The organism is Agrobacterium sp. InxBP2, from assembly GCF_026191755.1.
GTDB lineage: Bacteria > Pseudomonadota > Alphaproteobacteria > Rhizobiales > Rhizobiaceae > Agrobacterium > Agrobacterium pusense.
In genome coordinates this window covers 1-25,131 of sequence record NZ_JAINDY010000033.1, presented here as the reverse complement: position 1 = coordinate 25,131, position 25,131 = coordinate 1, and the positions used below count along the sequence as shown (strand labels likewise).

Genomic DNA, 25,131 nt, shown 5'->3' with positions numbered 1-25,131 from the left:
TCATGAAAAGAGAGCACTTTTCGGTTAGCTGGTTTCCTCGCGGAAACCGGTATGGCCTTGAAACAACAGGGTGAAATCGATGGCAAATATCTATGACGTTTATGAGGACCGCTGCCCGACACGCATGGTGCTCGACAGGATCGCCGACAAATGGGCGCTGCTGATCCTCGACAAGCTGCGGCGTGATGCCGTTCGCTTCAACCTGTTACGGCGCGAGATCAAGGGCATATCGCAGAAGGTGCTGTCGCAGACGCTGAAGAAGCTGGAGCGTGACGGGCTGATTTCGCGGCAGGCCTTTCCAACGGTTCCTGTCACAGTCGAATATTCACTGACGCCGCTGGGGCGCACGCTGACGGACACCGTGGCGGCGCTTGCCCATTGGGCGGAGGGCAATATGGACGCGGTGATGGCGGCACAGAGGGCTTATGATGAGCGTACGGTGGTTTAGACGGCTTCGCTTTCGGGTAGCGAGAGAAACATAGGAGTGGCAAGCTCCTTTGTTGTTTCGTTTTGCAGACCATCGCTTCCGTCATACCGGACTTGATCCGGTATCCAGCCAGCCCAAGTCCATGGGCTGAAAAGACTCTGTTCCCCGCGCAGACGCGCAGCGACTGGATGCCGGATCAAGTCCGGCATGACGGAAGTGGGTTTCGCTTATCTTCCACTCTTTCAAACGCTTCCTACCGCGAGATCCGCGTCGACAGAATGATCGATGACAGCGTGCGCTCTACTCCGTCGAGCGCGCCGATACGGTCGATCAGCCGGTCGAGATCGAGGATCGAAGGGGCGGCCAGAATGGCGATCAGGTCAAATGTGCCGCTCACCGAATGCAGCGTCGTCACTTCCTTGATGGCGGCAAGCGCCGCAGTCACCGCCGGCAGAGCCTTCGGCCCGATGGTGATGAGCACATGCGCGCGCACCAACCCGGAAAGATAACTTTCCGAAAGCCTGAGGCCATAACCCGCGATCACGCCGTCTGCCTCCAGGCGCTCGATGCGGGCCTGCACCGTGGTGCGCGAGAGGCCGAGCCTGCGCGCCAGTTCCGCCACCGGCATGCGGGCATTTTCGGAAAGCAGCGCCAGCAGCGCCCGGTCCTTGTCAGTGATCGTCATAGTGATCAATCCTGTCGTCTTATCGTTCAATAATAACGAGCGATCTGCACATAGTGAAGCTCCGAATCGCAGTGAAACCGCAATATGATTGTGCCCTAAGAATTTTTCTGCGGGGAACAAAACATGAAAAACATCGTCGTCATAGGTGCGGGCAACATCGGCTCGGCCATCGCCTGGATGCTGGCTGCCACAGGCGATTATCGCATCACGGTTGCCGATCGCTCGGCCGACCAGCTGGCCAATGTGCCTGCTCACGAACGCGTCGACACCGAGATCGTCGACATCACGGACAGGCCTGCGCTGGAAGCACTGCTAAAAGGCAAGTTCGCCGTGCTTTCGGCCGCCCCCTTCCACCTGACGGCGGGCATTGCCGAAGCGGCCGTTGCCGTCGGCACGCATTATCTCGATCTGACCGAAGACGTGGAATCCACCCGCAAGGTCAAGGCATTGGCGGAAACGGCGGAGACGGCGCTCATCCCGCAATGCGGCCTCGCGCCCGGCTTCATTTCCATCGTCGCCGCCGATCTTGCCGGCAAGTTCGACAAGCTGGACAGCGTGCGTATGCGCGTCGGCGCCCTGCCGCAATATCCGTCCAATGCGCTCAACTACAACCTCACCTGGAGCACGGACGGGCTGATCAACGAGTATATCGAGCCCTGCGAAGCGATCGTCGAAGGCCGCCTCACCGCCGTTCCGGCGCTTGAGGAGCGTGAAGAATTCTCGCTCGATGGCGTCACCTATGAGGCTTTCAATACGTCAGGCGGTCTCGGCACGCTTTGCGCCACGCTGGAAGGCAAGGTGCGGACGATGAATTACCGCACCATCCGTTATCCCGGCCATGTGGCGATCATGAAGGCGCTGTTGAACGATCTCAACCTGCGCAATCGCCGCGATGTGCTGAAGGACCTGTTCGAGAACGCCCTTCCCGGCACCATGCAGGATGTGGTCATCGTCTTCGTTACCGTCTGCGGCACCCGCAACGGCCGCTTCCTGCAGGAAACCTACGCCAACAAGGTCTATGCCGGCCCCGTTTCCGGCCGGATGATGAGCGCCATCCAGATCACAACCGCCTCAGGCATCTGCACGGTTCTCGATCTGCTTGCCGAAGGCACGCTGCCGCAGAAGGGCTTCGTGCGGCAGGAGGAAGTGGATCTGCCCAAGTTCCTCGATAACCGGTTCGGCCGGTATTATGGTGCACATGAGCCGCTGGCTCGGGTGGGGTGAGTTACCGGCCTCAGATTATTCCGTCATACCGGCCTTGAGCCGGTATCCAGCCAGCCCAAGTCCTTGGGCTGGAAATACTCTATTCGCCGCGCAGACGCGCGTCGGCTGGATGCCGGATCAAGTCCGGCATGACGGTGAGGTCGTCACGTCCCGCAAAACGTCCTGAACACCCGCTCATGGCTCATCGGCGGCTGCATATAGACGAAATTGTCCGGCTGCTCCTCGAAGGGCGCCGCAATCGCCTTCAGCATGGCGTGAAAGGGCTCGAAATCATCCTCCTCCACTGCCGCCTCGATCAGTTCCTCGATGCGGTGGTTGCGTGGGATGATGGCGGGATTAACTGACAGCATCGCCGCCGATCTTTCGGAATCGGGAATTCCCTCCCGACCGGCTCTTTCCCGCCAACGGGCGAGAAATTCGTCCGCGCCCGCAATATCGATGAACATGCCGCGGAATGGCTCGGCGTCGCCATTGACGGCATGCGAAAGACGACGGAAGGTCAGCGTATAGTCCGCCTCCGATGCCTGCATCAGCGCCAGCAGCCCCTGCACCAGATCCATATCGCCCTCTTCCTCCGCCGTCAGGCCAAGTTTTGCGCGCATGCCGGTAAGCCAGCGTTTGGGAAAGGCGGCAGCGAAATCGGCGAGAACCCCATTGGCGAGTTCAGCGGCCTTTTCCACCTGCGGATCGAGCAGCGGCAGCAGGCATTCCGCCAGCCTTGCGATGTTCCACTGGGCGATGCCGGGCTGGTTGTTATAGGCGTAACGGCCCTGCGCATCGATGGAGGAAAAGACCTTGTTGGGATTATATTCATCAAGGAAGGCGCAGGGGCCGAAATCGATGGTCTCCCCGGAGACCGCCATATTGTCGGTATTCATCACGCCATGGATGAAGCCCACCATCATCCAGCGGGCGATGAGGTCGCACTGCCGTTGCGCAATCCCCTGCAGCAGGGCGAGATAGGGATTATCCGCCTCTTTCGCCTCGGGATAATGACGGTCGATCACATAGTCCGCGAGGTTCCTGATTGCCTCGTCATCCTCGCGCGCGGCGAAAAACTGGAACGTGCCGACACGGATGTGGCTTGCCGCGACACGGGTGAAGACGCCGCCCGGCAGGCCGACTTCACGCTGCACCCTTTCGCCGGAGAGGACAGCCGCCAGCGCCCGGGTTGCGGGAATGCCCAGCGCAAACATCGCTTCCGATACGATATATTCGCGCAGCACAGGGCCAAGCGCGGCGCGCCCGTCACCCCTGCGCGAGAACGGCGTCGGGCCGGAGCCCTTGAGCTGGATATCACGCCGTTTGCCGTTCCTGTCGATCACCTCGCCCAGAAGAATCGCGCGGCCATCGCCCAGCTGCGGCACGAAACCGCCGAACTGGTGGCCGGCATAGGCCATGGCCAGCGGTTCGGCTCCCTGAGGCACAACATTGCCCGAAAAGATCGCCGCCAGCCTTTCATCGTCAAGGCCGGTGACGTCGAGACGAAGCTCGTCGGCAAGCCCACGGTTGAAGGCGATGAGGCGCGGTGCCTTTACCGGCGTCGGCAGCACCGCGGCGCTGAAACGCTCCGGCAGGCGGGCATAGGAATTGTCAAATTTCATCACGGATAAACTCCCTGCTTTGCCTCTATATGGGGCCGGAGGGCGGCGGATGCGAGCGATAAATGCCGAAGCTCCGCTCCTTCGCCTCATTCAATTTTGCGCAATGAACTTTCCATCGCCATCATCGTTCCTATGCTTGACCCGCAGAATGCCGAAAGGAAAGGAAAAGCAATGACCGTCGTTGAAGCCGTAACCGCCGAACCGGAAAGCGCCATCCGTACCATTCACACCGATCTGCCCGTCAACGCCACCTTTCATGTCTGGCTGAAGGCAAAAAAAGCCGGCGAGCCGGGTGCGGTTTCCTTCTCCAATCAAAACGGAAAATTCGCTGAAGTTTCAAGCGTCAACACCGAAGAGTACGGGTTTCGGATCTATCAGGTTTTTGGCGGCGGCCATGTGGAGCTGAGTTACGACACGGTCACCACCGCCGTTTCGGTGATTTATTGGTTCACGGCATCGGATGTGCTCGAAACCGGCATCACGGTTGTCCATACCAAGCCTGACAATGCCGCGCCGGAACTTCCCGGCAGCTACCACTTCCGCCCGCCCTTCGGCTGGATGAATGATCCGAACGGCTTTGGCCGCTTCGAGGGCCGTCCGCATCTGTTTTATCAGCATTATTCGCACGGGCTGCGGTGGAACACCATGCATTGGGGACATGCTGTCTCCTCCGATTATCTTCGCTGGCGGCATCTGCCGATCTTCCTTTTTCCGTCAGAAGACCTGACCACCCGGCCGGACAAGCGCGGCGGCGCCTATTCCGGCTCCACCATTCCGCTGGTGGAAGGCACCGGCATCCGCGTGTTCTTCACCGAGCAGGTGCAGGACCGCATTCCCGAACAGCAGATACAGCTCACCGCCACCTCGTCCGATCTCATCATGGCAGGGCAGGCAGACGTCATTCTGGGCCATCGTCCGGACGGACAGGGGCTGACGCCGGATTTCCGCGATCCTTACGTCTTTCGCGGTCCCGATGGCTTATGGAAAATGGTGCTCGGCAGCCAGAGCGAGGGCGGCGGTGTCATCCTGCTTTACGAAACGCTCGACCCCACGGCTGCTTCCGGCTGGACCTATGTGGGCAAGCTTTGGGTGGAAACGCGTTATAAAACCACAGCCATCGAATGCCCCTGCCTGCTGCCGCTCGATGGCCCCGCCAATGCCCGTTCCACGCGCTGGGTGCTGATCTACGGACTGATGCACTCGGAAGACCCCGAGACAGGCCGCAAGAACCTGACAATGGCCGATGTGGGCTGGTTCGACGGCAAGGTCTTCACCAAGGAATCCGGTCAGGAGCTCGATTTCGGCACCGATAATTATGCGTTTCAGGCCTTTCTGGACGGGGATAGCATCATCGGCATCGGCTGGCTGGCCAATTGGGCCGACGCCAATCCCGAGATCGATTTCCCCACCTCCATGACGTTACCACGCCGGATCACTTATGTGAATGGCGAGCTTCTGACCCCACCCATCGGCGCGGCCGAAAGCCTGCGCAGCCACATTCTCGACCGCACCCGGCTTGCGGCCGGCGAGCGCGTCACCTTCATCAACGGCGCAGTGGAGATATTGATCGAGCTTGCGTCGCCGGGGGTGCCCTTCGAACTCGCGCTTGATCACCCGACGGTCACGCTCGGCCTCGTCAGCGACGAAACGGGCCTCTGGATCCGCCACGAGGATGGGCGGGAGGGCCCCTCCCCACATTACATTGCCAAAGGCGCAAGGGCCTCGCGCGTCCGTATCTTTCTGGATTACGGCTCCATGGAGGTTTTTGCCAATCGCGGACGGTATGTCGGCACGAAACGCATCGAGGGCTTCGAGCCCGTGCGCGCCGCTCTTTTGAAGGCCGAGCCCGGGGCGGTGGTCCACGCCACGACCTGGGCGCTGCGTCCCTAAGGAACCTTTTGGCGGATTGGGTGGTTGATAGACGAGAGACACCCGAAAAATTCCGCCGAAAGGAGAAACGGCATGACCAAAATCCGCGACACCAGCGATCCCATCCTGTTTCCGACGGAACCCAACGAGAACAAGACCGAGAAGAAGCGCGCCGGAAAGGGTATCGTCATCGTCATCGGCGCGATCGCCGTCATGGCCTTTGTGGTCTATCTGACGGCGATCACCATCGCCACTACCCAGTCCTGACCAGGCCGCGGCGGGGGCGCTAGCGCTCGCCGCGCAGCCCCCTTGCCGTGAAGATCGCCAGCAGCGACACCACGACACCAAGTCCGTAAAGATACATCATCGGCATCGTCACGTCTGCCCGATCGATTTGCGTCACCAGATCGGTCGCAGCGGCCACGGTGCCGCTTGCACCCGCACCGGCGGCGGCTCCCAGTGTCGCGACCGTGGGGAGCAGAGCGCCCGTCATCTTGCGTTCCTCCTCCGGTGCGGCTTCCATGGCCGCCTGGCTGATACCGGCCCATGACATGCCGAAAGCCGATCCTATCAGGATTTGCCCAAGCAGCATTTCGACCGAACTGCCGGTCGAAAGCCCGAGCCCGAGCAAAATGCAGCCCGGCACCATCTGATACGGGCCGTAATGCAGGCAAACCTCGCGCAGGCGATCGGAGCGCAGGCTACCAATCAGCATCGCCACCAGGCTCCAGGCGAGCGGCATCGTTACCACGATAAAACCGGCGAAGGTGGGTTCATGACGCCAGAGATTGATGGCGACATAGGCCAGATAGACGCTGCCGAGAGCGTGGGCGTAGGACATCAGGAACAACACCCAGAAGCCGCTGCCGAGCACCGTCTTCAACTGAAAGGAATCCTTCGGAAACAATCCAACGGAAGGCCGTGTGCCCGCGCGGAGCGAGGCCCACAGGAGTGCTGCACCCGCCAGCAGGGACAGGGCGCGCAGGCTCGCATCCTCGAAGGCAGAGGGAGCGGAAAACGCCAATGCGCCGACGAGGCAGAGCGCCAGCGGCACCAGCGGCCTGCGCATCGTCACCACCGGTCGCTCGGCGGAGACGGCGATGGCGGTATAGGCCACGAGCAACAGAATCAGGGGGGCCGACAACAGGAAGGTGGCGCGCCAGGAGATATGTTCGGTTGCGAAACCGCCTGTGAGCGGGCCGATGAACGAGGCGACCGCCCAGATCGCCGCCTCGATGGCAAAGACCTTCGGCAACAGGCCAGAGCGGAAACCGGCGGGAATGAGGCTGTAGCACACGGCAACGATCAACCCGTCCGCCAGACCCTGCAAGGCGCGACCGACGACGACCCACAAGAAGTCGTCGGCGATTGCCGAAAGGATGGAACCCAGAGAAAAGATCAGGCAGCACAGCAGCAGGACCGTGCGCGCGCCGAAACGTTCGCGAAACAGCACGGCGGTGACGCCGCCAGCGACGGAACCGACGAAATAGAGGCTGTAGGCCCAGCTATAAAAGGCCGCTCCGCCGATTTCATTCACGGCCACCGGCAAAGCCGTGACGACCGCGAACTGGTTGAAAGCGTGCAGGCCGATACCGGAGGAGATGACGGTTAAAAGCGAGAGATTGGTCCCGCTCAACAATTCACCCCAGCCGTTTTTCTCCGTCATTTCCATACTCGTCAAAGCCGCATCCTTTCGATTTTCGCGATACGGCGGGCAAACTAGAACCTCAAGCGCCATTGAGGTCAAGACAGCTTTTTCGCGCCATTCAATCCGAGGGAATTCGCAGGCGACAGGAACCCTGCGCGTTTCCGCTCGTTTGCCGAATAACCGATAGAAAGGATACCGTCATGGACCGCAAAAAAATCCTGCCCTCGAACGAAGACGCCATGGATGAAGACCTGCTCGACCTCGACATCGACGCCCTCCCCGCCAAGGGAGAAATTCCTCAATTCATCGAGCAGGAAATCGAGGAAGAAGAGGCCGAGAGCGAGGACGACCCCTATCAGGAAAGCGACGAGGCCCTGCCCGACGATGCGGAGGAACGGGTGATCAACCGCAATCCCTCGCGCGAGGGCGGGGCGTTCGACGAGGTTTAACCGCTTGTCAGGCCGGATACGAGGCGTTTCAACATGTGGCGCTGATGATCCTGCCCACCGAAGAAGATGGCGAGAACACGCAATGTCTTCTCGCCGTCATCAACATCGAAATGAAAGATCGCCTGATTTTTTGCGACCCGACGAAGGCCGGGCAAAAGTTCAGGCATCAATGTCCCGCGAAACGGTGCCTTGCCGAGGGTTTGCATATCCGCCTCAATAGCGCCGATGCGCAGGACCGCCCGCTCGAATGCCTCCGGCAGCGTGTCGCCAAGGCCGCGATAGGATTGAATGAGATGGTCGAGACGGACATTGGAGTTCTGCCTTCAAAGGAAAAATGATGCTACTCAGCAGCATATCTTTCCTTTTCATTCCAGGAACGACGTGCGTCAGCCCGCCCGTTCAGGCGAGTAACCGGCCTCGCGGATTGCTTCCTCCGCGGTTGCGGCGTCACCCGTTACCGTGAGCCTATGCGTGGAAAGATCGATATTGACGGCGGCGTCGGGGAGGACGTCCGAAAGTGCGCCGCGCAGGGTCTTTTCGCAATGGCCGCAGGTCATGTCCGGGATGAGGAAGGTGGTTGGGGTCATGATTTCTCCTATTGGTCGGCGCCGATATTTTCGCACCGGCATTCTTTCAGTGGGTTCTGGCGGGCTTGCTGTCTGTCTTGTCGGCACCCGCGAGATCGTCGAGGATGGGGCAATCGGGCCGGTGGTCGCCGCCGCAGCAATGGGCGAGATGGGAGAGGGTTTTCACCATGCTCTTCATCTCGGCGATCTTCTGTTCGAGATCGGCGATGTGGACGAGCGCGATTTCCTTTACCGCCGAACTCTCACGGCTCTTGTCCTGCCAGAGTTTCAGCAGCGTCTCGGTTTCCTCCAGCGAAAAACCGAGCGTGCGCGCCCGTTTGATGAAGCGCAGGTTATGGACATCCTGCTCTCCATAGACGCGGTAATTATTACCGGTGCGCGCGGCGGGGGTGATGAGGCCGATCTGCTCATAATAACGGATCATCTTGGCGGAAACGCCCGATGCCTCCGATGCCTGGCCGATATTCACGATTTCACCTCCCGATGAGCGACCTTCGCCCGTTTCAACCGCAGTGCATTGGCGAGAACAAAGACGCTGGACAGCGCCATCGCCCCCGCACCGATCATCGGCGACAGCGTGATGCCGAAAGACGGATAAAGCACGCCCGCCGCAACCGGTATCAGCGCCACGTTGTAACCAAAGGCCCAGAACAGGTTTTCCTTGATGTTGCGCATGGTCGCGCGGCTCATCTCGATGGCGTTGACCGCGCCAAGAAGATCGCCGCCAACCAGCACCACGTCAGCGCTTTCGATGGCGACATCCGTGCCGGTGCCGACGGCAATGCCGATATCGGCCTCCGCCAGTGCCGGCGCATCATTGATGCCATCGCCGACGAAAGCCAGCACCTTGCCGCCTGCCCGCATCTCATGGATCGCCTTTACCTTGCCATCAGGCAGCACTTCCGCCACCACGCGGGAAATACCGACCTGCCGGGCTATGGCGTTTGCCGTACGCTCATTGTCGCCCGTCACCATAGCCACTTCGATGCCCATCGCCTGCAACGCCTTGATGGCGGTGACACTTGACGGTTTCAGCGGATCGGCGACGGCGATCGCAGCCGCCAGCCTGCCGTCGATCGCGGCATAAAGCGGCGTCTTGCCTTCGTCGCCCAGCCTTGCGGCAGCTTCGGCGAAAATATCGACGGAATGGCCGAGTTTGGCCATGTACCGATCCGCACCGACCTCGACCTTGCGGCCATTGACGGTGGCGGCGATACCGTAACCCGTCACGCTTTCGAAGTTCTCGACGGTTGGGGGTTCAAGTCCTGCATGGGTCGCCACCTTCTTTTCCTCCGCAGCCCGGACGATGGCTTCGGCAATCGGATGTTCCGAGCGGCCCTCGACGGCGGCGACCAGCGCCAGCACGTCGTTATCGACAAATCCTTCCGCAACCACGAGATCGGTCAGTTCCGGGCGGCCCTTGGTGACGGTGCCGGTCTTGTCGACCACGACGATCTCAGCCGAGCGCAGTTCCTGCAGGGCCTGTCCCTTGCGGAACAGTACGCCCAGCTCCGCTGCCCGACCGGTGCCGACCATGATGGAAGTCGGCGTGGCAAGACCCATGGCACATGGGCAGGCGATGATGAGTACGGCCACCGCATTGACCAGCGCGAATGTATAGGCAGGTTCGGGACCGAAAATCGCCCAGACGATAAAGGTCAGCACCGCAATCGCAATGACGACGGGCACGAACAGCGCGGTAACCCGGTCGACCAGCAGCTGGATCGGCAGCTTGGAGCCCTGCGCCTCCTCCACCATGCGGATGATCTGCGACAGCATGGTATCGGCGCCCACCTTGGTCGCCTTGAACTTGAAGGCCCCGGTCTTGTTGATGGTGCCGCCAACGACCGCAGCGCCGACCGTCTTTTCAACCGGCACCGGTTCGCCTGAAATCATGGATTCATCGACATAGGACGAGCCTTCGACAACTTCGCCATCCACCGCCAGCCTCTCGCCGGGACGGATGACGACGATATCGCCCATCACCAGATCGTCAGGAGAAATATCGATGGTGGCACCATCGCGCTCTACACGGGCGGTCTTCGCCTGCAGGCTCATCAGCTTGCGGATGGCGTCTCCGGTGCGGCCGCTGGCGCGCGCTTCGAGAAGCCGTCCGGTCAGGATCAGCGTCACGATGACCGTTGCCGCTTCATAATAGACGAACTGCGCCTCTGCCGGCAGCAGGCCGGGCGCGAAGGTCGCCACGACGGAATAGAGATAGGCGGCAGTAACGCCCAGCGCCACCAGCGAGTTCATTTCCGGCGCGCCGCGCAGCAGGGCCGGAAAACCGGTCTTGAGGAAGCGCAGACCCGGTCCGAAAATCACCGCCGTCGCCAGCACGAAATAGATATAATAGAGGTTCTGCGTGTCGATGATGCCCATCAGCCAGTGGTGCATCGGCTCATAGAGATGGCCGCCCATTTCCAGCACGAAAAGCGGTGCCGTCAGGATGGCGGCGATCGTCAGGTCGCGTTTCAGCGCGCCCTCTTCGCCCGCATGGTGCATATGGTCATGGCCGCCACTTTCACCGGCCGTCGCCATCTGGCTGTGGCCGTGGTGATGCCCCTCGTGCCTGTTGTGGGATTGATGGGAGGAATGGTCGTGCAGCTTTGGCGTCGCCAATGCAAAGCCGGCAAGTTTCGCCGTTTCCACCAGCGCGTCCCGTTCACGCCGGCCGCCGATCGTCTCCACGGCGGCCTTGCCGGCTGCGGTATCGACAGTGGCGTTAATGGTGGTTGCGACAGCTTCCAGAACAGCCTTCAATCGCGCCGCATCCGCGTCGCTGTGCAGACCTTCGACGGTAAATTCATGCCGATCCGGTGCAATATCGTAACCCACCTTCTTGATGGCAGCGCCAAGCGTTTTGGCTGAGAAACCTTCAGCCGGCTCGACCGTAAGCTTCTTCGTGGCGAAGTTCACGGAACTCGACATGACGCCGGGCACCTTGGCCGCGGCCGTTTCCACCCGCCGCACGCAGGAAGCGCAGGTCATGCCTTCCACGGGAATGGAAACCGGTTGATTTGGATGGGCGTGTCTGACTGTCTCGTTCATGGGAAATCCCCTTTCGAGACCCTATGTAGGGCTTCCCATGATGGGAAGGTCAAGGGAAGAAGAAATTTTTTGCCGCAAACAAAATCGTGAACGACGCCGCCAGCCACAGGGCTATGAATATGGCAGCAGCCACGCGGCTGACGGGACGGGATTGCGCGGCCGCGGCCGTCAATCGATGCTCCGCCAGCAGTGGCGGCGGCACAAGACGCACCGCAAGGAGGATGCCGAGCGGGACGATGACCAGATCGTCGAGATAACCGATGACGGGAATGAAATCCGGGATGAGATCGATTGGTGAAAGCGCATAGGCGGCGACCAGCATCGCCACCACTTTGGCCAGAAGCGGCGTGCGTGGATCGCGTGCGGCAAGATAAAGGGCGTGAACGTCACGCTTGATGGATTTCGCCCATCGCTTGAGCTTTTCGAGCATGGGAAAGTCCCTGAAATATCCGGCCTGTCGATCCTATGCGTGATCCCCGGGGACTATGCAATGGTCTCTATGATACGATCCGCCTGGCGAGATAAATCGTTGCCCCGCCGCATTGCGGATCGTTGACGACCTGATCCAGAAGCCGGAATCCATGCGTGGCCAAAAGGCCTTCGTAATCTTCACCTGCGAGGCTGGCGTGATAAAGTGGCTTGCCCTGAAGGGTACCGATTGCTTCGCCTTGCACTGGCCCGGCAGTGAACATCAGGGCCGCACCTTCATTGGCATGCTGGCGGAAGATACCGAACATCCGGCGCTGATCCTCGGGACACAGGTGAAAAAAGCTGTGCCAGGCAATCAGCCCATCGAAACGGCGGCCGAGGGCCAGTTCGCGCATATCGGCAACCACCCAGAGTTTTTCCGGAAAGCGGCTGCGGCAAAGTTCGATCAGCGGCAGCGAGGCATCCATGCCGGTGACGTCATAACCGTTGGCAATCAAATAGCCAGCGATCGGCTCCCCCGAACCGCAGCCGATATCGAGAATGGAGCCGCCATCGGGCAATAGCGAGGTGAACCTGTCCAGCCAGGGTTTTTCGACAAGGGAACGACCGCGCTGATTGTCAAAATCAGCACCGTGCTTGGTATAGAGCTTGATGACATCGCGAGAGGCATCCGACATATGTTGATGTCCTTTCCCGTGTGAGGGCCGTCGCCTACCGATGCACCGCCAGCCGCGGGATATCGCGCAGGAAGGCATCGCGCACGGCGGGGCCGAGCGGCTCGTTTGACGGCTTGTCGGAAACACGCAGCCTTGCGAAGACGATGTGCTGGCCTTCACGCTCTGCCCAGCCGACGAACCAGCCGAAGGGGCGGTTGCGGTCGGGATTGCCCTTTTCGTCACGCATGTAGCCGGTTCCGGTCTTGCCGTGCACGGCCCAGCTTTCCGGCGCATCGAAGACCGGTACGATGGCGCGCGTCTTGGCCTGCGCATCGCGGGAGAAAGGCAGATTGCCGGCAAGCAACCGGCGAAGGAAACCGACCTGCTCCACCGGCGAGATGGTGAGCGACGCCCCCAGCCAGGAATGGGTGAGTCCATTGTTTTTGCCAGGCTCGCCCGATACATCGGCATTACCGTAACCGAGACGCTTCACATAGGCGGCGAATTTTTCCGGGCCGAGGCGGCGGGTGATCTCGCGCGAATACCACAGCACCGAATCCTGCTCCCAGATGGTCGGGTCGACCGTCTTGCGGTCGGCGGCGCGCGCCTCCGTGCCAGGTTTCCAGTCCCAGGCGGGCGATTTTTCATCCTGGAGAATACCGGCATCGTAACCGATCAGCGCCAGCGGCACCTTGAAGGTGGAGGCTGGCGCCACCCGCTGGTCGCAGGCGCCCTGCTGGTTGATGATGGCGCCGGTCTCGATTGATGTGACCAGCGTGCATTCGAAGGCCTGGGGCTGTTGCTGGGCGTCAGCGGAAAACGGCAGGAGCCCCGGAAGGGCAAGGCATGAAAGAAAGATGGCGGGCAGCCGGTAGCGCATGCGTTTTGATGTCCCTCGTCCGCTTTTGCGGATCAATTGCCGGAATGGCCGGAAGCTGTCTTTGATTTCAGACAAGTCATAGCCCGAAACCGTGACACGTTTTCGGATGACATGCCTTTAGGAGGCTGATGGGGCAGGAATAGGACCAAAACGAAAATTGCCGTTTTTCATCACGTCCGCTCCTTTTCTCCCGCCCTTTCGCCGACCGTCAGCGGCCAGTCGACCACATAATCCTCGAAGTCGTCAACATCCACATCGGCCTCGCTGACGGTGCGGCCGCGCGCGGAAATGCCGGCCTGATGCACTGTTTCGGTATCGCCGGAGACGAGATAATGCCACCAGTAGAGATCCTTGCCATCGCGCACCAGCGCATAGGCGCAGGTGGGCGGCAGCCAGCCGATCTCGTGAACCTTCTTCAGGTCAAGCTGGATACAATCAGGCACGGTGGCACGGCGGTTCTCGTAATCCGAGCATCGACAGCTCTCGCCGTCGAGCAGCACGCAGCGGACGGAGGTGAACACCACTTCGCCGGTGTCCCAGTCCTCCAGCTTGTTGAGACAGCACAATCCGCAGCCGTCGCACAGGCTTTCCCATTCCTCGCCGGTCATCTCGGTCAGCGATTTGGTTTTCCAGAACGGCGCGTCATTCATCGTTAACATTTCCGTTTCATTTTGATCTCTTGGACGGGAGTGTTTAACCGGTCCCTAATCCTTTATATCGTATCGCCAAGGGCTGGTTTGTACGATATTTTAGCATATTGGCAGGCGGCGAAGGGGTCATTGGCCCGCGAAAGGCCGCCACGTCAAGCACTTCCGACATAACCATGCCACGGTTTTGCGTCGGGAATGGGTTGAAGCGCAGAATATCGACGGTCGCATTGCCTTAAACAGGAAATATCGCCAGGTGCAGGAAGAAAAAGACGATAAAAAAGGCCGCAAAAAACGGCATATCCTGCTCCGGATCGATAGCTTCATCGACTCCGGCCTGTGGACGGCTGCGGCAAGGCTGGTGGATTTCTGGGAAGATGTCACCATCGCCTCCCGCAAGCTGCATGTCCGCGGCTGGAAGAAGCTCCTCGTCAATCTCACCTGCGACGCGCTGACCTTTGGAACGGCGGGATCGGTCGTGCTTCTGGCGCTTGCCATGCCCGCTTTCGAGGAAACCAAGAAGGACTGGCGTTATCGCGGTGACTTCGCAGTCACCTTCCTCGACCGATACGGCAACACCATCGGTCATCGCGGCATCATCCATGAAGACAGCGTGCCGATCGACCAGATGCCTGATCATTTCATCAAGGCGGTGCTGGCGACCGAAGACCGGCGCTTTTTCGACCATTTCGGTATCGATTTCATCGGCCTTGCCCGCGCCATGAGCGAAAACGCCCGCGCCGGCGGCGTGGTGCAGGGCGGCTCGACGCTGACGCAGCAGCTCGCCAAGAACCTCTTCCTCACCAATGAACGCTCGCTGGAGCGCAAGATCAAGGAAGCCTTCCTCGCGCTGTGGCTCGAGACCAACATGTCGAAGAAGGAAATTTTGAGCCTTTATCTCGACCGCGCCTATATGGGCGGCGGCACCTTTGGTGCTGCTGCGGCCGCGCAGTTTTATTTCGGCAAGAACCTCACCGACGTGACGCTTTCGGAATCCGCCATTCTGGCCGGGCTTTTCAAGGCGCCAGCGAAATATGCACCGCATGTCAACCTTCCGGCGGCGCGTGCCCGCGCGAACACCGTGCTTTCCAACCTCGTGCAGAGCGGGCTGATGACCGAGGGGCAGGTGGTCGGCGCGCGCCGCAACCCCGCCACCGTCATCGACCGCGAAGACGTGAAGGCGCCGGATTATTTCCTCGACTGGGCTTTTGACGAAGTGCAGCGGCTGGCCGCCGCGGGCAAGTTCAAGGATCACACCGTCGTCGTCCGCACCACCATCGACACCGGCCTGCAGCAGGCGGCCGAACAGGCGATGGAAATGGGCCTGCGCGAACTCGGCGAAGGGTATCGCGTCAAGCAGGGCGCGATGGTGATGATCGAAAATGGCGGTGGCGTGCGCGCCATGGTGGGCGGCCGCGACTATGGCGAAAGCCAGTTCAACCGCGCCACGGCGGCGCTGCGCCAGCCGGGTTCCTCCTTCAAGGTCTATACCTATTCGGCCGCCATGGAAAAAGGCATGAAGCCGGAAACGCTGATTTCCGACGCGCCGGTAACATGGCGCGGCTGGTCGCCGCAGAATTACGGCCGCTCCTATGCGGGTAAGGTGACGCTGCAGATGGCGCTCGCCAAGTCCTACAATACCGTGCCGGTCCGGCTCGCCAAGGACGTGCTCGGCACGCAGGTCATCGTCGATACCGCCAAGGCGATGGGTGTCGCCACGCCGCTGCGCAGCGACAAGACCATCCCGCTCGGCACATCGGAAGTGACGGTACTGGATCAGGCCACCGCCTATGCCGTTTTCCCGGCTGACGGCATGCAGTCGCGCCGCCACGGCATCGAGCAGGTGCTGGATTACGAGGGCAATGTTCTCTACGATTTCAGCCATGACGAGCCGCCCGCCAAACGCGTGCTGTCCGTAGACGCCAATTCGAAGATGAACCAGATGCTGGTGACCATTCCCGTGATGGGTACGGCGCGGCGCGGTGCGCTTGACAATGGCATCGTTTCCGGCGGCAAGACCGGCACTTCACAGGCCTATCGCGATGCCTGGTATGTGGGCTTTACCGGCAACTACACCACCGCCGTCTGGTTCGGTAACGACGATTTCACGCCGATGAACAACATGACCGGCGGTGCGCTGCCCGCCATGACCTTCAAGCGGCTGATGGACTATGCCCATCAGGGCATGGAGCTGCGCCCCATCCCCGGCATCCAGAACCCGCTGCCGACCGGCGCCCGACCGCAGCCTTCTGCGGAAGTGGCAGCCGCAGCCAGCAGCACACCCGCCCTGCCGGCCCTCACCCGTCCCCGTTCGCTCTCGGCCGAGGCGACACTTGTAATCCGCTCCATCGGGCGGAAGATGAAGGAAGCCACGGCGCTGAATGTGACGACGCAGAAGGTGGCGGATGCCGCCATCCGAGATAGCAAAGACGAAGCCGCGCGGCGTTAGGGCGTTTCGGGATACTTATAAGGTATCGTGAAACTTTAGAAGGAATAACAGGCGGAATCCTGCACGTTTAAACAATCTCTGGTTGCCTCCATGACCGGGATGGTCGATCTGCCATCGACGAAAATGAGGTGCGAAACCAATCCAGGCTTCTCCTGCCTGCGAATAATATAATAGTATTTTACGCAAGCTGCCTTTATCCGAGCCTTTAAAGACGTAATATTCCTCAATATTGTTTCTACACTCCAAGATTGAATGGACCTAGCCAGTCAATTCATGTCTAAGTGGGTGCGGTTATCTCTTGTGCGATAACAGCGCGCCCCGGAGGACGGCATGAATGATGCGGCGGAAACGCGCGCGGCGGCGGTTGCTCTCCTCGCCGGACTGTGGTTTGCAGCGGATGCGGCACATGCGCAGGACCCCATGCTGCTGATCGACGAGCCGGGTTTTGAATTGCGCCTGTATTTTCAAGCCGGCATCAATGCCGTTGCCGAACAGAACCTGTTCTGGAACTTTGCCGATCGATTTGCGCCGGACGCCGGCTTCGACAGCGACACGCGCTGGCTTGAGGGCTATTTGATGCCCGGCATCGGTTTTACCGCCGACGCCGGCGACCGGCTTCAGGTCTATGGAAAAATCTCGGCCGTTGCCTCCGGCACGCTCGGCACCGACGCCTTCGATGCCGGTGGCACGGGCGCCGTGACACTCGAAGACGGCTATCTCGGCCTGCGCTCGAAGGCGGAGAGCGGCCCGTTCTTCGATATCTCCCTGGGGCCGCGTCCGTTCAAGACGGGAACGGGCATGCTGATTGCCAATGGCGGATCAAGCGGTTTTGAGCGTGGCGCGTTGAAACTAGGGCCGAGAAAGGCTTGGGAGCAGGCGGCGATCCTCCGGCTCGGCAAGGATGACCTGACGGCCACGGCCTTTTTCATCGACGCGAATGAATTATCCGACAAGGACAGCGGAACGAAGATCGTGGGAACGGATCTGCGTTATGAACCGCAAGAGGGTCGATATTTCGGCGTTACATTCGGCCATGTGCCGGAATCCGGCTCGCCTTACCCCCGGGCCGCGCCTGGCGGCCGCGGCGCACCGGTGATCGTGCCGGGTGCGCGCGAGGGCTTGAGCTTCATCAACGCCTATACCCGTACCAATCCGTTCGATGTGCCATTGCCGGGATTTTTCATCGGCGGCGATATCGCCTATCAATGGAATCCCGACATCGACCTTGCAGCCTGGGGCGGCCGCGCCCAGATCGGCTATGCTTTCGAAGATATTTCATGGATGCCGACGATCGCCTACAGCTTTCAGACCTTCTCCGGCGACGATCCTTCAACCTCGCGTCTCGAACGCTTCGATCCGCTGTATTACGAGGGCAATCCGAGTGCATGGTCGACGGGCACGAAATCTTCCATGATGTTCCTGAATTCGAACGTCAATGCGCATCAGATCAGCCTGCAGGTGAAGCCAACGCAGGCCGATACGTGGACGCTGCGTTACGCGCATATCCGCGCCAACGAGTTGGATAGCCCTATCCAGTTCGGCCAGGGCACGCGGCTCGACGACATTGACGGCACGCCCACCCCCGTTGCGGGCGTCGGCAACCGCCATCTCGCCGATGATCTCTATCTGGAATATTCGCGCATCATCAATGCCAATACCTATCTTACCGCCGGCGTCAGCATTTCATTCCCTGGCAAGGGCATGGATTCCCTGACGGCAGAGCATTCGCCGAACTGGCTTGGAGGTTTCGTCAATGTCATCGTCAATTTCTAGAACCCTGCCCGTCCTTCTTGCAGCCATGGTGCCTGTTCTGGCTTACCCCTATGCCGCTGCCAGTCAGCAAGCCGTGCCGCTTTCAGCCGAGCAGTCGGACCCGCTGAAGCTCGGCTGGATGCAGGGCTTTCCGCCGCCGGAAGACAAGATCATCCGCTTTTCGGACAGCGACTATTTCAATTTTCCGAAATTGCGCTGGACAGTGTGCCACTTCCGCGAGCTGATGCCGACGGTCAATGTCAGCCGTGGGCTCGGCGCGCCAGCGGCCCTTGAGCGCAAGCCCGACCCCGCCATCGACGCCGTGACCTTCCGCCCGACCGGCGGTGAGCAGGACATGACCTGGCTGCAATCGCTATCGGCCAACTATACCGATGGCATCGTCGTGCTGCACAAGGGAGTGCTTGTCTATGAGCGCTACTCCGGCTGCCTCAACGATACGGGGCAGCACGGGGCGATGTCGGTAACGAAATCGCTGACCGGGCTTCTGGGCGAGATGCTGGTGGCCGAAGGGACGCTGGACGAGAATGCCAAAGTCGCGACCGTCGTTCCCGAACTTGAAAAAAGCGCGTTCGGCGATGCGACGATCCGGCAGGTGCTGGATATGACGACCGGCCTGCGTTACAGCGAGGACTACGCCGATCCTAATGCCGACGTATGGACATATTCCGCCGCCGGCAATCCGCTTCCCAAGCCCGAGGGTTACGAAGGCCCTCGCAGCTATTTCGATTATCTGAAGACGGTGGTGAAGCAGGAAGAACACGGTTCCGCCTTCGGGTACAAGACCATCAACAGCGATGCGCTTGGCTGGATCATTGCCCGCGCCTCGGGAAAATCGGTGGCAAAGCTGCTTTCCGAGCGCATCTGGAGCCGGATGGGCGCCGAACAGGACGCCTATTACACCGTCGATTCCACCGGCACGCCTTTTGCCGGCGGCGGGCTGAATGCCGGCCTGCGCGACATGGCGCGCATCGGCCAGCTGCTACTCGACGGCGGTATGATGGGCGGCGAGCGGCTCATTCCCCAAAAGGCGATCGACGCCATCCGTCAAGGCGGCGACAAGGCGGTTTTCGCAAAAGGCGGATATCCGGCGTTGCGGGGTTGGAGCTATCGCGCCATGTGGTGGATCACCCACAATGCCAACGGCGCTTTCATGGCGCGTGGGGTGCACGGCCAGGCGATCTATGTCGATCCCGCCGCCGAAATGGTTATTGCCCGCTTTTCCTCGCACCCCGTCGCGAGCAACGCCGCCAACGACGCGACATCGTTACCGGCTTATGAGGCTGTGGCGCGTTATTTGATGGAACAGACGGGGAAGCAGTGAGGGCGAGGCGGTGAAGCCGGTGCGAATCGACTGAAGTTTTCTGTCGGTGGGTGTGGCTTTACTCCCTCTGCCCTGCTGGGCATCTCCCCCACAGGTGGGGAGATGCCCGGCAGGACAGAGGGGGTAAGCCGCAAGCTCCACGCTCCGCGATGCCTCACACCAACAACGTCGCCCTAGCCGTCCCCACCACCATATCTGTCAACCCCGCCAGCCTTTCCGCCGCAAGCCGGTTGACCTGCCAATAGAGCGGGATATCGAGCGGCGTGCCGGGAACGACCTCCATCAGCCGCCCTGCCTGCAAATGCTCCCCCACCAATTGAACCGGATTGAGCCCCCAGCCCATGCCGGCAAGGCTCGCCTTCACAAATCCATCGGTCGAAGGCAACCAGTGCGTCGGGTAGGTAATGTCTTCACCCAGCACCTCCCTTACCCAGCTCGCCTGCAGCCGGTCCTTCTGGTTGAAGGTCAAGCCCGGCGCGCAGGCGAGCGTCGCTGATGTTACCCCTTCGGCAAAATGGCGGGTCATGAAATCCGGGCTGGCGGTCGCGTGATATCTGAGTACACCGAGCGGCGTTACCCGGCACCCCTGCACCGGCTTGTCATGGGCGGTCACGGCGGCGAGCACCCTGCCCGCGCGCAGCCATTCCACCGTGTGATCCTGATCGTCGACGGCGATATTAACGAGATAATCGCTGCTACCGGTGAATTTCGACACCGCATCCAGAAACCATGTGCCCAGACTGTCGGCATTGGTGGCGATGTTGAGCGTCACCCGCTCCTGCGCCGCTCCCGCTTCCGCCAAGGCCGGTAGCTGGCGGAACAATTCGCTTTCCAGCATGCCGACGTGATCCATGTGACGGCAGAGCCACTCACCCTTTTCCGTTGCAACGCAGGGGTTACCGCGCACGATCAACACCACGCCCAGCCGCTCCTCCAGTTGCTTGACACGCTGGGAAACGGCCGATGGCGTGACATGCAGTGCCTGCGCCGCCTTTTCAAAGCTGCCGGTCTGAACAACCAGCGCCGCAGCGCGCATTGCGGGATAGTCCAGCATTAGTAGTTCTTATCCTGACTGAGATCGTTTAATTTGATTAATCCGTCATGGAGAAATATCCAAGCCCTGCTTCATATCATTTCGACAAAAAGCGGTAGCGGCGTGGACATCCAGATCTTCTTTACCGGCCTCACCATGGGCCTCAGTCTCATCGTCGCCATCGGCGCGCAGAATGCCTTTGTGCTGAAACAGGGGCTGGCGCGCTCGCATGTGTTTGCCGTCTGCGCCACTTGTGCGATATCGGATGCGCTGCTGATCACCGTCGGCGTGTTCGGTTTCCAGCGGATCAGCGCCATCATGCCGGCGCTTGATCCCATCATGCGTTATGCCGGCGCCGCCTTCCTCATCTGGTATGGTGCCAAAAGCCTGCACTCGGCTTTGCGTTCGTCGGAAGCGCTGTCAGTGGCCGAGCGACGGGAAGCGAGCCTGTGGCAGACGCTGGCCATCTGCCTGGCCCTCACCTTCCTCAATCCGCATGTCTATCTCGACACGGTCGTGCTGCTCGGCACGATTTCCACGCAGTTTCCCGGCTTTGAAAAGACCTTTGCCGCAGGGGCGGCCACCGGCTCGCTGCTGTTCTTCTTTTCGCTGGGCTACGGAGCGCGCTGGCTGCGACCGATCTTCGAAAAACCTTCCGCCTGGCGCATCCTCGAAGGCTTCATCGCCATCACCATGTGGGCCATCGCCTTCAAGCTCGTCATGGGCGCATAGGCCAGGAATTTCGCGCTCCAGTCACTTTCACGAGGACTAAACAAGCCGCGCCATTTTCCAAACAGGGAATCAGTGATAGTCCTCGACCTGTTCATAAACGGGAAAACAGCGTGTTCCGAGTTCCATTCCTTGTCGGCATCGCCCTTCTGATCGCCTTTGGCGGCGGTATTGCCGCAACGCTCGCGGCACTTGAAGCGACCTCCGGTTTCGGTTCGATCCGTATCGGTTCCTGGGACGCGTTTCCGGAAGCGCAGACGATCGAGGCCGATCCTTATGCCAAGTCGCACCGCGCTGACGCCGGCAAGCTGCTTTACGGAACGGCGGAGGGGCTGGCCTTCACCGCGTCCGTCGACAGCGAGGGCCAGCGCCTGAGCGGCGAATGCAGCTACCGGCTGGCCGGGGCTGTGCCACCAGCACGTTTCTGGACGCTTTACACCGCCGATCAACAGGGCAATGTGCTGGCTGAGGATGCCGGACGACCATTCGCGCTCAATTCCCGCACGCTTCTGCGCAGCGCCGATGGCGGCATAGACATCACCATTGCTCCGGATGCCCAGACCTATAACTGGCTCGCGGTGCCTCAGGGACAGACCTTCAAGCTCGTCCTGACCCTGCTCGACACGCCTGTGGCCGGCAGTTCCGGCCTGATCGACATTTCCATGCCGCAGATCCGCAAGCTGGGGTGTGGCAATGCTTAGGGTCCTGCTCGCCATCGTCACCGGTCTCGTCGGCGCGGCCGTGCTGCACGTCATCATTCTCCTGGCGATACCGCACTTCAGCAATCGCGACGCCTATACGCGGGCAGTGGCGGAAGGAAAACCGCACCTGTTCCATCTGCTTGAAGAAACGACGGAAAAAAAGACGCTGGGCAGCGGCGATCCCTTCATGCGGGTGGCCGTATGCACCTTCAATATTGAGGAACAGCCGATCCGGCTGACCGCCATCGGGGCCGTGCCCTTCTGGTCCGTCGCGGTTTACGACAAGGCCTCGAACGAGGTGTTCAGCATGAATGACCGCACATCCGCCGCCGGCGTCATGGATATTCTGGTGGCAGATGCGGTGCAGATCGCCGCCATCCGCAAGGCGCAACCGCCCGCGCTTTCACAGGCAATTCTGGCGGAATCGGATCAGACGGAAGGATATGTGGTTTTGAGGACCCTCGTACCGCAGCCGAGTTTCGGCGAAGAGGCGGAACGGTTCCTGAACGAGGCAAAGTGCCAGCCGACGCCGTGGAAATAACGGCGGCTTATTTTATTAATCAGGATTTCAAGGCGGTTTCCGGTGCGGATTTGCCCTTGCGCGCAACCTTGCCTGCCGGCTCGCTGTCGCGTTTCTCATAACGAACGCCGGTGAACAGAACCACTTTCGCGGGGCCGATCATCGTGCTGACCACGCCTGCGGGACGCAGGCTTCGTCGGGCGTCAACAAGTGGAATAATGTCTGCCATGCTCTTCTCCTCTTCGGGAGTCAATGTTGCCCATGGGAACCGCGCAAGCCTCGTCTTGCGTCGGGAATTTCATCACCATCACATTGCGCATAATCCAGCCCACAGGCTGGTTTTCGCATATCCCTGAAAACCATCGCGGGTTTTAACGCTGGGCTATGCGGACATTCAGGCATCAGACGCCGGTTCGGCTCTTATTCCGGATTTCAGAATAACATGGAATCCTAATACTGCCCATGAAATTACAAACAGACAGAGGTTAATGATCCGTTAACCCTAATGACCGCGTGGCGTTTTCTCCTTTGCCGAGCCACACCCGTTGAAAACAAAGGCGAGGCCGCAAAGTTCCGCGGCATTTTCCCCACCACACGATTTTAAAATTTGCCTGTTGATATTGGCGGTTTCTCTCTTGGCGGCACCCATAGTTAACAGGACGTCAACGGATTTGCTCTAAATTGAACCGATATTGTGTTTGCGTTTGTTGGGTAGTGCGTTGACCGACCGGTTTCGAGAACTTGAGAGGCCAAGAGCCGTGAGGAAGAAAGATGTGGTGCTGATGGCCACCGTGACGAATTTCGAGAATGTTCCTCTTCCGTCAAAAACGGATCTCCGGCAATTCGCCGAACTTTTCATGCCGCTTTTTAATGCCTCCACCGATGAAGCCAAGCGGGAGGCAATTGCCGCCCTTTCGCAGCACCCGAACGTGCCTTCCGCGGTTGCCTTCTTCATTGCCTGCCAGCCGATTTCGCTTGCGGCTCCTTTCCTGATTGCCTCGAAGTGCCTCGACGACGACACGCTCATCACCATTGCCCGCACGCAAGGGGCCGCCCACGCACGCGCCATCGTCCGGCGGGAGGACCTCTCCCCCACCGTCATCGACGCGCTCGTGGGCCTGCGGCACATCGAAGACCTCAAGCAACCGCAAGAGGAAACGCCTGCCACTGAACCGCCGGCAGCGGTGAGCATCGAAGCGCCGAAGGCGGAAGTGAAGACGGACAACATCGCCGCGGCTTCCGCGCTCGAAGAGGAAATGCGCCAGCGGATCAAGCAGATGGCGCGCCATCTCAACCGCCCGGAAAGCGATGTCCTCGGCCTTCGCCGCCTCAGCGAGGTGCAGGACGCGCTGCTGGTACGTTTTGCCCGCGAACGCAATGCGCGGCAGTTCGCGGTGGCGCTGGCAGATTCCCTCTCCTCCAGCTACTGGCTGTCGGAGCGCATCATGCTCGATATATCGGGCACGCAGCTTGCCACCACGCTGACCGGCCTCGGCATGGAATTTTCCGAGGCCGCCTTCGTCTTGCAGTGCTTCTATCCGCATCTTTCCGCCGCGGAAGGCGATATGAGCCGGGCGGAAGCCCTGCTTGACCGTCTCAACACCGTGGAATGCGAAGAGCGGCTGGAAAGCTGGCGGCGGGCCGACAGCTATACACATGGCCGCGAACGGCCGAGCCGTAGCGCACCGGCTGCGCAGAGAACCGGGACGCAGGGTTAAGCGGGCTGGCCTTGCATCTTCAGTAGTGCGAGGTCATTCGCGGATGGAGAACCGGATTCCACTTTCCCTGGTTCTAGGCTTTGGGCTGATCCACCAGCGTCAGCAACGTTCCGATGTCATCGGTTTCGATCTCCACGACCCACAGGTCGCTGTCGAACCGCCGCTCCCTTTCCAGCAAGGCAGCACTTTCCTCGCCCTCGACACCGGCCAGACGCGTTTCGAAACGGCGCTCGGCGCGGATGATGTCCTCGTCCTCAGCGAAACTTTGCGGGGCGGGTCCATAGAGGTTCTCGCGGCCGTCACGCAGCCGCTGGCGAACGAAGATAGCGCCCGCCTCCTCCGCACCCTTCTTTTCGACAGCGGCAAATCCACCGGCAGCAAAGACGCGGCGGATGAGGGCTGAGACGAACATTTCGGATTTGAGGCGCATGGGTTTGCTTTCGATTTTTGCGCTGCCTAGGTGGGTGGGGTTTCGATGTTGATTTTTAAGCTGACGAAGGTGTGCGTGGCTTTACCCCCCTCTGCCCTGCCGGGCATCTCCCCCTCAAGGGGGGAGATCGGCAAGCGGATAAGTCTCGCCCATCTCAACACTTGCGAATGAAGTGGTGGTAGCGCCTCCTGCCGATCTCCCCCCTTGAGGGGGAGATGCCCGGCAGGGCAGAGGGGGGTAAAGCCACGCACACCTTCGTCAGCTTAAAAATCAACATCGAAACCCCACCCACCTAGGCAGC

Annotated in this window: 26 protein-coding genes; 13 read left to right on the top strand and 13 right to left on the bottom strand. The window is 60.4% G+C overall.

Going from position 1 to position 25,131, the window contains the following annotated elements; genetic code table 11:
• The first annotated feature begins 79 nt into the window (after positions 1–79).
• Positions 80–448 carry a winged helix-turn-helix transcriptional regulator gene (locus tag K7A42_RS18005; RefSeq protein WP_037091555.1) on the top strand — a complete coding sequence of 123 codons (369 nt, stop codon included), beginning with the start codon at positions 80–82 and terminating at the stop codon, positions 446–448.
• A 232-nt stretch (positions 449–680) separates the two neighbouring features.
• On the opposite strand, the gene K7A42_RS18000 is transcribed toward K7A42_RS18005, so the two are convergent.
• A complete protein-coding gene (locus K7A42_RS18000) occupies positions 681–1,112 on the bottom strand; it encodes an Lrp/AsnC family transcriptional regulator (protein ID WP_004440719.1) in 432 nt (143 codons plus the stop codon).
• A 123-nt stretch (positions 1,113–1,235) separates the two neighbouring features.
• Between K7A42_RS18000 and K7A42_RS17995 the strand changes: the two genes are divergently transcribed.
• Positions 1,236–2,336, top strand: coding sequence for a saccharopine dehydrogenase family protein (locus tag K7A42_RS17995; protein WP_004440717.1), 1,101 nt, complete (start codon positions 1,236–1,238; stop codon positions 2,334–2,336).
• A gap of 143 nt (positions 2,337–2,479) precedes the next feature.
• Here K7A42_RS17995 and K7A42_RS17990 read toward each other — a convergent pair whose 3' ends face one another.
• Positions 2,480–3,940, bottom strand: a complete 1,461-nt coding sequence (locus K7A42_RS17990) for a protein adenylyltransferase SelO (RefSeq protein ID WP_282455854.1) — start codon at positions 3,938–3,940, stop codon at positions 2,480–2,482.
• Positions 3,941–4,111: 171 nt separating this feature from the next.
• Between K7A42_RS17990 and K7A42_RS17985 the strand changes: the two genes are divergently transcribed.
• A complete protein-coding gene (locus K7A42_RS17985; RefSeq protein ID WP_004440712.1) occupies positions 4,112–5,830 on the top strand; it encodes a glycoside hydrolase family 32 protein in 1,719 nt (572 codons plus the stop codon).
• A gap of 72 nt (positions 5,831–5,902) precedes the next feature.
• Positions 5,903–6,076, top strand: coding sequence for a hypothetical protein (locus K7A42_RS17980; RefSeq protein ID WP_282455660.1), 174 nt, complete (start codon positions 5,903–5,905; stop codon positions 6,074–6,076).
• A gap of 19 nt (positions 6,077–6,095) precedes the next feature.
• Here K7A42_RS17980 and K7A42_RS17975 read toward each other — a convergent pair whose 3' ends face one another.
• Positions 6,096–7,481, bottom strand: coding sequence for an MFS transporter (locus K7A42_RS17975; RefSeq protein ID WP_282455853.1), 1,386 nt, complete (start codon positions 7,479–7,481; stop codon positions 6,096–6,098).
• 176 nt (positions 7,482–7,657) lie between these two features.
• Between K7A42_RS17975 and K7A42_RS17970 the strand changes: the two genes are divergently transcribed.
• Both K7A42_RS17970 and K7A42_RS17965 read left to right on the top strand, forming a co-directional pair.
• Positions 7,658–7,906, top strand: coding sequence for a hypothetical protein (locus tag K7A42_RS17970; RefSeq protein WP_004440706.1), 249 nt, complete (start codon positions 7,658–7,660; stop codon positions 7,904–7,906).
• 35 nt (positions 7,907–7,941) lie between these two features.
• The gene (locus K7A42_RS17965) at positions 7,942–8,244 is read left to right on the top strand and encodes a hypothetical protein (protein WP_156779252.1); all 303 of its coding nucleotides are present in this window, start codon (positions 7,942–7,944) and stop codon (positions 8,242–8,244) included.
• A gap of 48 nt (positions 8,245–8,292) precedes the next feature.
• Here K7A42_RS17965 and K7A42_RS17960 read toward each other — a convergent pair whose 3' ends face one another.
• The 7 genes from K7A42_RS17960 to K7A42_RS17930 form a co-directional block, all read right to left on the bottom strand.
• The gene (locus tag K7A42_RS17960; protein WP_006700082.1) at positions 8,293–8,493 is read right to left on the bottom strand and encodes a heavy-metal-associated domain-containing protein; all 201 of its coding nucleotides are present in this window, start codon (positions 8,491–8,493) and stop codon (positions 8,293–8,295) included.
• 46 nt (positions 8,494–8,539) lie between these two features.
• Complete coding sequence (cueR, locus tag K7A42_RS17955; protein ID WP_004440702.1) at positions 8,540–8,962, bottom strand: Cu(I)-responsive transcriptional regulator; 423 nt, start codon at positions 8,960–8,962, stop codon at positions 8,540–8,542.
• Positions 8,959–11,544, bottom strand: coding sequence for a heavy metal translocating P-type ATPase (locus K7A42_RS17950; RefSeq protein ID WP_282455659.1), 2,586 nt, complete (start codon positions 11,542–11,544; stop codon positions 8,959–8,961). The genes cueR and K7A42_RS17950 overlap by 4 nt, the downstream gene beginning before the upstream one ends.
• 49 nt (positions 11,545–11,593) lie before the next feature.
• Positions 11,594–11,974 carry a YkvA family protein gene (locus K7A42_RS17945; protein WP_004440697.1) on the bottom strand — a complete coding sequence of 127 codons (381 nt, stop codon included), beginning with the start codon at positions 11,972–11,974 and terminating at the stop codon, positions 11,594–11,596.
• 67 nt (positions 11,975–12,041) lie between these two features.
• Entirely contained in the window at positions 12,042–12,650 is a 609-nt protein-coding gene (locus tag K7A42_RS17940) for a class I SAM-dependent methyltransferase (protein ID WP_282455658.1), read from the bottom strand.
• Positions 12,651–12,684: 34 nt separating this feature from the next.
• Positions 12,685–13,509 carry a class D beta-lactamase gene (gene blaOXA, locus K7A42_RS17935; protein ID WP_037091572.1) on the bottom strand — a complete coding sequence of 275 codons (825 nt, stop codon included), beginning with the start codon at positions 13,507–13,509 and terminating at the stop codon, positions 12,685–12,687.
• A gap of 170 nt (positions 13,510–13,679) precedes the next feature.
• Positions 13,680–14,159, bottom strand: a complete 480-nt coding sequence (locus K7A42_RS17930) for a YcgN family cysteine cluster protein (RefSeq protein ID WP_003497144.1) — start codon at positions 14,157–14,159, stop codon at positions 13,680–13,682.
• A gap of 253 nt (positions 14,160–14,412) precedes the next feature.
• Between K7A42_RS17930 and K7A42_RS17925 the strand changes: the two genes are divergently transcribed.
• From K7A42_RS17925 to K7A42_RS17915, 3 genes are all read left to right on the top strand, one after another.
• On the top strand, positions 14,413–16,605 hold the full coding sequence (locus K7A42_RS17925) for a transglycosylase domain-containing protein (RefSeq protein ID WP_282455657.1): 2,193 nt from the start codon (positions 14,413–14,415) through the stop codon (positions 16,603–16,605).
• A 330-nt stretch (positions 16,606–16,935) separates the two neighbouring features.
• Positions 16,936–18,378: an alginate export family protein gene (locus K7A42_RS17920; protein ID WP_282455656.1), complete on the top strand. Its 1,443-nt coding sequence runs from the start codon at positions 16,936–16,938 to the stop codon at positions 18,376–18,378.
• Positions 18,379–18,403: 25 nt separating this feature from the next.
• Positions 18,404–19,699 (top strand): serine hydrolase domain-containing protein, encoded by a 1,296-nt coding sequence (locus K7A42_RS17915; RefSeq protein ID WP_282455852.1) that lies wholly within the window; start codon positions 18,404–18,406, stop codon positions 19,697–19,699.
• 154 nt (positions 19,700–19,853) lie between these two features.
• On the opposite strand, the gene K7A42_RS17910 is transcribed toward K7A42_RS17915, so the two are convergent.
• Positions 19,854–20,753, bottom strand: coding sequence for a LysR family transcriptional regulator ArgP (locus K7A42_RS17910; protein WP_282455655.1), 900 nt, complete (start codon positions 20,751–20,753; stop codon positions 19,854–19,856).
• Positions 20,754–20,855: 102 nt separating this feature from the next.
• Between K7A42_RS17910 and K7A42_RS17905 the strand changes: the two genes are divergently transcribed.
• The 3 genes from K7A42_RS17905 to K7A42_RS17895 all read left to right on the top strand — a co-directional run bounded on the left by K7A42_RS17905 (position 20,856) and on the right by K7A42_RS17895 (position 22,703).
• On the top strand, positions 20,856–21,464 hold the full coding sequence (locus tag K7A42_RS17905) for a LysE/ArgO family amino acid transporter (RefSeq protein ID WP_072494167.1): 609 nt from the start codon (positions 20,856–20,858) through the stop codon (positions 21,462–21,464).
• Between the two features lie 110 nt (positions 21,465–21,574).
• The gene (locus tag K7A42_RS17900; RefSeq protein ID WP_282455654.1) at positions 21,575–22,162 is read left to right on the top strand and encodes a DUF1214 domain-containing protein; all 588 of its coding nucleotides are present in this window, start codon (positions 21,575–21,577) and stop codon (positions 22,160–22,162) included.
• Entirely contained in the window at positions 22,155–22,703 is a 549-nt protein-coding gene (locus K7A42_RS17895) for a membrane protein (protein WP_004440682.1), read from the top strand. Before K7A42_RS17900 ends, K7A42_RS17895 begins: the two co-directional genes overlap by 8 nt.
• 19 nt (positions 22,704–22,722) lie before the next feature.
• On the opposite strand, the gene K7A42_RS17890 is transcribed toward K7A42_RS17895, so the two are convergent.
• Positions 22,723–22,911 carry a hypothetical protein gene (locus K7A42_RS17890; RefSeq protein ID WP_004440680.1) on the bottom strand — a complete coding sequence of 63 codons (189 nt, stop codon included), beginning with the start codon at positions 22,909–22,911 and terminating at the stop codon, positions 22,723–22,725.
• A gap of 553 nt (positions 22,912–23,464) precedes the next feature.
• On the opposite strand from K7A42_RS17890, the gene K7A42_RS17885 reads away from it, so the two are divergent.
• A complete protein-coding gene (locus K7A42_RS17885; RefSeq protein ID WP_282455851.1) occupies positions 23,465–24,400 on the top strand; it encodes a DUF2336 domain-containing protein in 936 nt (311 codons plus the stop codon).
• Positions 24,401–24,473: 73 nt separating this feature from the next.
• Here K7A42_RS17885 and K7A42_RS17880 read toward each other — a convergent pair whose 3' ends face one another.
• Positions 24,474–24,830, bottom strand: a complete 357-nt coding sequence (locus tag K7A42_RS17880; RefSeq protein WP_045532458.1) for a DUF1491 family protein — start codon at positions 24,828–24,830, stop codon at positions 24,474–24,476.
• Positions 24,831–25,131 lie beyond the last annotated feature (301 nt).

Coding starts and splice junctions, on each gene's coding strand:
- K7A42_RS18005 (WP_037091555.1), top strand. CDS start 80: ATGGCAAATATCTATGACGTTTATGAGGACCGCTGCCCGACACGCATG.
- K7A42_RS18000 (WP_004440719.1), bottom strand. CDS start 1,112: ATGACGATCACTGACAAGGACCGGGCGCTGCTGGCGCTGCTTTCCGAA.
- K7A42_RS17995 (WP_004440717.1), top strand. CDS start 1,236: ATGAAAAACATCGTCGTCATAGGTGCGGGCAACATCGGCTCGGCCATC.
- K7A42_RS17990 (WP_282455854.1), bottom strand. CDS start 3,940: ATGAAATTTGACAATTCCTATGCCCGCCTGCCGGAGCGTTTCAGCGCC.
- K7A42_RS17985 (WP_004440712.1), top strand. CDS start 4,112: ATGACCGTCGTTGAAGCCGTAACCGCCGAACCGGAAAGCGCCATCCGT.
- K7A42_RS17980 (WP_282455660.1), top strand. CDS start 5,903: ATGACCAAAATCCGCGACACCAGCGATCCCATCCTGTTTCCGACGGAA.
- K7A42_RS17975 (WP_282455853.1), bottom strand. CDS start 7,481: ATGGAAATGACGGAGAAAAACGGCTGGGGTGAATTGTTGAGCGGGACC.
- K7A42_RS17970 (WP_004440706.1), top strand. CDS start 7,658: ATGGACCGCAAAAAAATCCTGCCCTCGAACGAAGACGCCATGGATGAA.
- K7A42_RS17960 (WP_006700082.1), bottom strand. CDS start 8,493: ATGACCCCAACCACCTTCCTCATCCCGGACATGACCTGCGGCCATTGC.
- K7A42_RS17950 (WP_282455659.1), bottom strand. CDS start 11,544: ATGAACGAGACAGTCAGACACGCCCATCCAAATCAACCGGTTTCCATT.
- K7A42_RS17945 (WP_004440697.1), bottom strand. CDS start 11,974: ATGCTCGAAAAGCTCAAGCGATGGGCGAAATCCATCAAGCGTGACGTT.
- K7A42_RS17940 (WP_282455658.1), bottom strand. CDS start 12,650: ATGTCGGATGCCTCTCGCGATGTCATCAAGCTCTATACCAAGCACGGT.
- blaOXA (WP_037091572.1), bottom strand. CDS start 13,509: ATGCGCTACCGGCTGCCCGCCATCTTTCTTTCATGCCTTGCCCTTCCG.
- K7A42_RS17930 (WP_003497144.1), bottom strand. CDS start 14,159: ATGAATGACGCGCCGTTCTGGAAAACCAAATCGCTGACCGAGATGACC.
- K7A42_RS17920 (WP_282455656.1), top strand. CDS start 16,936: ATGAATGATGCGGCGGAAACGCGCGCGGCGGCGGTTGCTCTCCTCGCC.
- K7A42_RS17915 (WP_282455852.1), top strand. CDS start 18,404: ATGGTGCCTGTTCTGGCTTACCCCTATGCCGCTGCCAGTCAGCAAGCC.
- K7A42_RS17910 (WP_282455655.1), bottom strand. CDS start 20,753: ATGCTGGACTATCCCGCAATGCGCGCTGCGGCGCTGGTTGTTCAGACC.
- K7A42_RS17895 (WP_004440682.1), top strand. CDS start 22,155: ATGCTTAGGGTCCTGCTCGCCATCGTCACCGGTCTCGTCGGCGCGGCC.
- K7A42_RS17890 (WP_004440680.1), bottom strand. CDS start 22,911: ATGGCAGACATTATTCCACTTGTTGACGCCCGACGAAGCCTGCGTCCC.
- K7A42_RS17885 (WP_282455851.1), top strand. CDS start 23,465: ATGGCCACCGTGACGAATTTCGAGAATGTTCCTCTTCCGTCAAAAACG.
- K7A42_RS17880 (WP_045532458.1), bottom strand. CDS start 24,830: ATGCGCCTCAAATCCGAAATGTTCGTCTCAGCCCTCATCCGCCGCGTC.